Consider the following 4,400-nt stretch of genomic DNA (forward strand, 5'->3'; position numbering starts at 1 on the left):
TTACACCTGCTCAGAAGATGGCTGAATTGAAAAAAGTGGCTTGAAATGTGTCTAAGTTGATTGGACCATTACACCTTTGTCTTGTCGGATTAAAGGGTGGTTAATACCATTTTGTTGACTAATTGAGTGTTGCACTTATGATGTGAATTCAAGAATGTATAAAGTTTGGTTGGTTAATGAGGGGCTTGGTTGCCTTTGGTTTCCACCTAATGGGTGAAACTGTTTTTTGGTTGAAATCATTATACCAGTTGGGGTTTTTGTGTTTTTTTGATTTCTATTTTTGGATTAGGGAAGCATGTTCTCAGCAAAAAACCGTAAAATATCTTAAATATAAAAATAATCAATTATGCAATTAGCTGAACTTATAAAATCTAACAGAAAATATGATCTAATCATTTTCTCTACAGAGTCTATTGATAAAATAGAGTAGTCTATTTTTCAGAAAAAGGGTAAGTATATCCTTAAATGTTTAAAGCGAAAGAAAGACATCCAAGCTAAGCCTGAAGAGATTGTTCGCCAATTAATGCTGGATAAATTACTACACGAATACAATTATCCATTAGGATTATTAGAGGTTGAGCATCCTGTTGCTTTTGGCAGTAGCAACAAATATGCCGATATTGTTATTCTTAATAAAGCTGACCAAACTAGTGTTTATTGCATATTGGAAATTAAAAAACATCAAGGTAAAGACGGTAAAGAGCAGTTAAAAAGTTATACCCACGCCACAGGGGCACCTCTTGCGGTTTGGACAAATGGCGTAGAGATTGATTATTATGAGCGCCTTAATCCTAATTATTTTGCGCCATTATCTAATATTCCAAAGTTTGATGAAACTATTAATGATGTTAAAAAAGAGGTTTTTACTTATTTAGAGCTCATGCAAAAAGACCGCTTGGCAATTGAACGTAAATCTCTAAAATTACTGATTGAAGAAATTGAAGAAATTGAAGATGAGGTGTTAGCTAATGCAGGGGTTGATATTTTTGAGGAAGTTTTTAAACTCATTTTCATTAAACTTTATGATGAAATGCAAAGTGCTGAAGACAGAATTCAAATTGAAAGAGACATTAAAAAACAACAAAAGAAAAATACTAATTTAACTGATAAAGAAATTTTAAAATTATTAGCTGATGAAAATACCGACAATATTAATGATTATCGCCAATTAGAATTTAGAAGCCGAGGCGATGCACACCATACCAAAAAAATAATCAACAAACTATTTACCAATGCCAAAAAGAAATGGAGTGGTATTTTTGAGGAAGGCGAACCCCTGAGAATATCAGATGAAAACCATCTGCAAATCTGCGTGGGATTTTTGCAAAATGTCAAGCTGTTTAATTCTAACTTGCAAGTAATAGACGAAGCATTTGAATACCTAGTAAATAAATCTTCCAAAGGCGCAAAAGGGCAGTATTTCACCCCAAGAAATGTCATTGATATGTGTGTTTATATGGTAAACCCACAACGGCACGAAAAAATGATTGATACTGCTTGTGGATCGTGTGGCTTTACTGTGCATACTTTGTTTAATGTGTGGGCAAAGTTGGCCGATCAGGGCAAGGCAAACTTTCATAATTTTTCTAATAAAAAACTAACCAAAGACCAAAAAGATTTTGTAACCAATGTCTTTGGCATTGATTTTGATGAAAAATCGGTGCGAGTCTCACGCACGCTTAATATGATAGCAGGCGACGGTAAAACCAATGTTTTACACCTAAATACCTTGGACTATTCACGCTGGAGCGAAAAACTAAAAGATGACAAATGGCGAAAAACTTACTCAGAAGGCTATGATAGAATGTTAGAACTTGCCAAAGATAAGAATAATCCGAAGTTTTTTAATTTTGATTTATTGCTGGCAAACCCGCCTTTTGCAGGGGATGTGAAAGACACGCGTTTACTTTCAAATTTTGATATTGCCAGCAAAGGCAACAAAAGGCAAAGCAAAATGTCAAGAGATATTTTGTTTATTGAACGCAACTTGGATTTTTTGAAAGACGGCGGACGTATGGCAATTGTTTTACCGCAAGGCAGGTTTAACAATATCTCCGATGCCAAGGTGCGTGAGTTTATTATGGACAGAGCAAGGCTTCTTGCCGTGGTTGGACTGGATGGCAATACTTTTAAACCGCATACAGGCACTAAAACCAGCGTATTATTTGTGCAAAAATGGGATGATAAAATCAATCCAAAAGCGGAGGATTATCCAATTTTTATGGCAGTATCGGAAAACTCAGGTAAAGACAATTCTGGCAAAGAAATTTACCAAACTAATGATAACGGCGAGCGGTCGCTGGACAAGCATAATCACTTAATCCAACAGCACGATTTACAAGAAATTGCGATTGAGTTTGAGAAATGGGCGATAAAGCAGAAGTTGAGTTTTTGGAAATAAAAAATGGAGCAATATCAAAAACTGTTTGATAAATCAGAGATTGAATATATCACACCATTTTTAAAATTATGGATGTCATTTAATAATTGGTACAAGAAAGATCTGAAAGGTATAAAAACAGATAGAGAAGCAATAGACAACTATAAAAAACATGGAAGAATAAAAGATGAATTTTTAAGAATATTTGACCTGCAAAATCAAGAAGGAATAGAGTTTGACAATGCTTTATTTGAACTTATACTCAATTTACGAAATTATCCTTTAAAAAATCAAAAAGGTGACGTTGAATATAAATGCATTGAGGAAAATAAAAATGGCAGAAACGGTAGTTATATTTTTATTTCTACAAAAAGAGAAAAATTCCAAATTTTGGAAGATAAAAAAATAGAGTTCTTTCAAAAAACTTTAGATATTATTTATTGTATTCGCTCTAATTTAGTTCATGGTGGTTTTGATATTGAAAATTTATATTTTCAAAAGATAGTAGAAAGCTCTTACAGAATATTACAACCAATTATGCACAAAGTTTTAGAGATGGAAGAAACAGGAAGTTTAAAAGAAGAGAATGAAAAATTACGGAAAGAAAACACATCACTTAAACTTGCTTTAAAAATAGAAAAGAATGAAAATTTAACACAAGAGCAATACAATGAAATGAAAGACATTCAATACAAAATGACAAAAGGCGGTACTAAAATCCGAGAAATGGAAAAGTTTTTAGATGTACTGATTTGTAGTGGTGATGACAATAAACTAGAAATTGAAAATTATATCACTAATATTGGTTTTGAATCATTAGATGATTTCAAACAACATTTAAACCAAAAAATTGAAAACGAAGAGACTGTTAAAAATTTAGCAATCGTTGGTGGTGGATTATTATGAGCTTTTTTATTGAGCAGATAAAATGACCAAAATCCCAACAATCTACCAAGCAAAAAACGGCGCAATTGAACTAAAATCAGATGTAGATGTAGATGTACAGACTATTTGGGCAAACCAAAAGGATCTATCTGTTATTTTTGACACAGAAAGAAGTGTTATCACTAAACATATTAAAAACATTTTTAAAGATGGTGAAGTAGATAAAAATTCAACTTGTGCATTTTTTGCACAAGTTCAAAATGAAGGCGGTAGAGAAGTTAAAAGAGATATTGAGTTTTACAATTTAGATATTATTTTGGCAGTTGGTTATCGCACTAATTCCGCCAAAGCAATTAAATTTCGTCAATGGGCAATCAAAACTCTAAAACAGCACATTGTCCAAGGCTACACCATCAATAAAAACCGTATTGAGAAAAATTATCAAGCATTTATGAATGCTGTTGATGATATTAAATTACTTTCTAAAAATCAAATTGACAGCGATGATGTTTTAGAACTTATTAAATCATTTGCTCATACTTGGTTTAGCTTAGAGGCATTTGATGAGGATAAACTTCCACAAGAGGGTTTAAATAAAAATCAAATTACAATCAAAGCAGAAAATTTGTATTTGGCTGTTGGTAAATTGAAAAATGATCTAATAGCAAAAAAACAAGCTACACAACTTTTTGCCCAAGAAAAGAAAAAAGACAGTTTAGCAGGGATTTTTGCTAATATTTTTCAATCGGTTTTTGGCGAAGATGCCTATCCTAGTATTGAGGAAAAGGCCACCCATCTTTTATATTTTATTGTTAAAAATCATCCTTTTAATGATGGCAACAAACGCACTGGAGCTTTTAGTTTTGTATGGTTTTTGCAAAAAAGTGGCTTTGATTATCAACAGGTAATTACTCCGCAAACCTTAACGACGCTAACATTATTGATCGCCACTTCAGCGCCGAGTGAAAAAGATAAATTGATTGGTTTGGTTTTATTATTATTAAGCAAAGAAAATGCCGCAGATTAGCATAATTCAAAAAACCGATATTCTTGAGGCTGGGCGTTTTGATGCCGAATATTTTAAACGTGAGTATTTGGAAATTGAACAGAAAGTAAATAAAACAGGGTATTTTTT

The 4,400-nt window shown here is 32.6% G+C and carries 3 protein-coding genes; all 3 read left to right on the top strand.

Annotated features, from left to right (window positions below; all coding sequences use genetic code 11):
- Window positions 1–508 precede the first annotated feature (508 nt).
- Genes BAZSYMA_RS02395 through BAZSYMA_RS02405 form a run of 3 tightly spaced genes read left to right on the top strand, consistent with a single transcriptional unit; the run spans window position 509 to window position 4,292 of the window.
- Window positions 509–2,401, top strand: coding sequence for a type I restriction-modification system subunit M (locus BAZSYMA_RS02395; RefSeq protein ID WP_277621610.1), 1,893 nt, complete (start codon window positions 509–511; stop codon window positions 2,399–2,401).
- 3 nt (window positions 2,402–2,404) lie between these two features.
- Window positions 2,405–3,286, top strand: a complete 882-nt coding sequence (locus BAZSYMA_RS02400; RefSeq protein ID WP_090715254.1) for a hypothetical protein — start codon at window positions 2,405–2,407, stop codon at window positions 3,284–3,286.
- A 22-nt stretch (window positions 3,287–3,308) separates the two neighbouring features.
- The gene (locus BAZSYMA_RS02405) at window positions 3,309–4,292 is read left to right on the top strand and encodes a virulence RhuM family protein/type II toxin-antitoxin system death-on-curing family toxin (RefSeq protein ID WP_090715257.1); all 984 of its coding nucleotides are present in this window, start codon (window positions 3,309–3,311) and stop codon (window positions 4,290–4,292) included.
- Window positions 4,293–4,400 lie beyond the last annotated feature (108 nt).

The sequence above is a fragment of the Bathymodiolus azoricus thioautotrophic gill symbiont genome (assembly GCF_001298715.1).
Classification (GTDB): domain Bacteria; phylum Pseudomonadota; class Gammaproteobacteria; order PS1; family Pseudothioglobaceae; genus Thiodubiliella.

Excerpts from the sequence above, each read along its gene's own strand:
- BAZSYMA_RS02405 (WP_090715257.1), top strand. The coding sequence starts at position 3,309 with ATGACCAAAATCCCAACAATCTACCAAGCAAAAAACGGCGCAATTGAA.
- BAZSYMA_RS02400 (WP_090715254.1), top strand. The coding sequence starts at position 2,405 with ATGGAGCAATATCAAAAACTGTTTGATAAATCAGAGATTGAATATATC.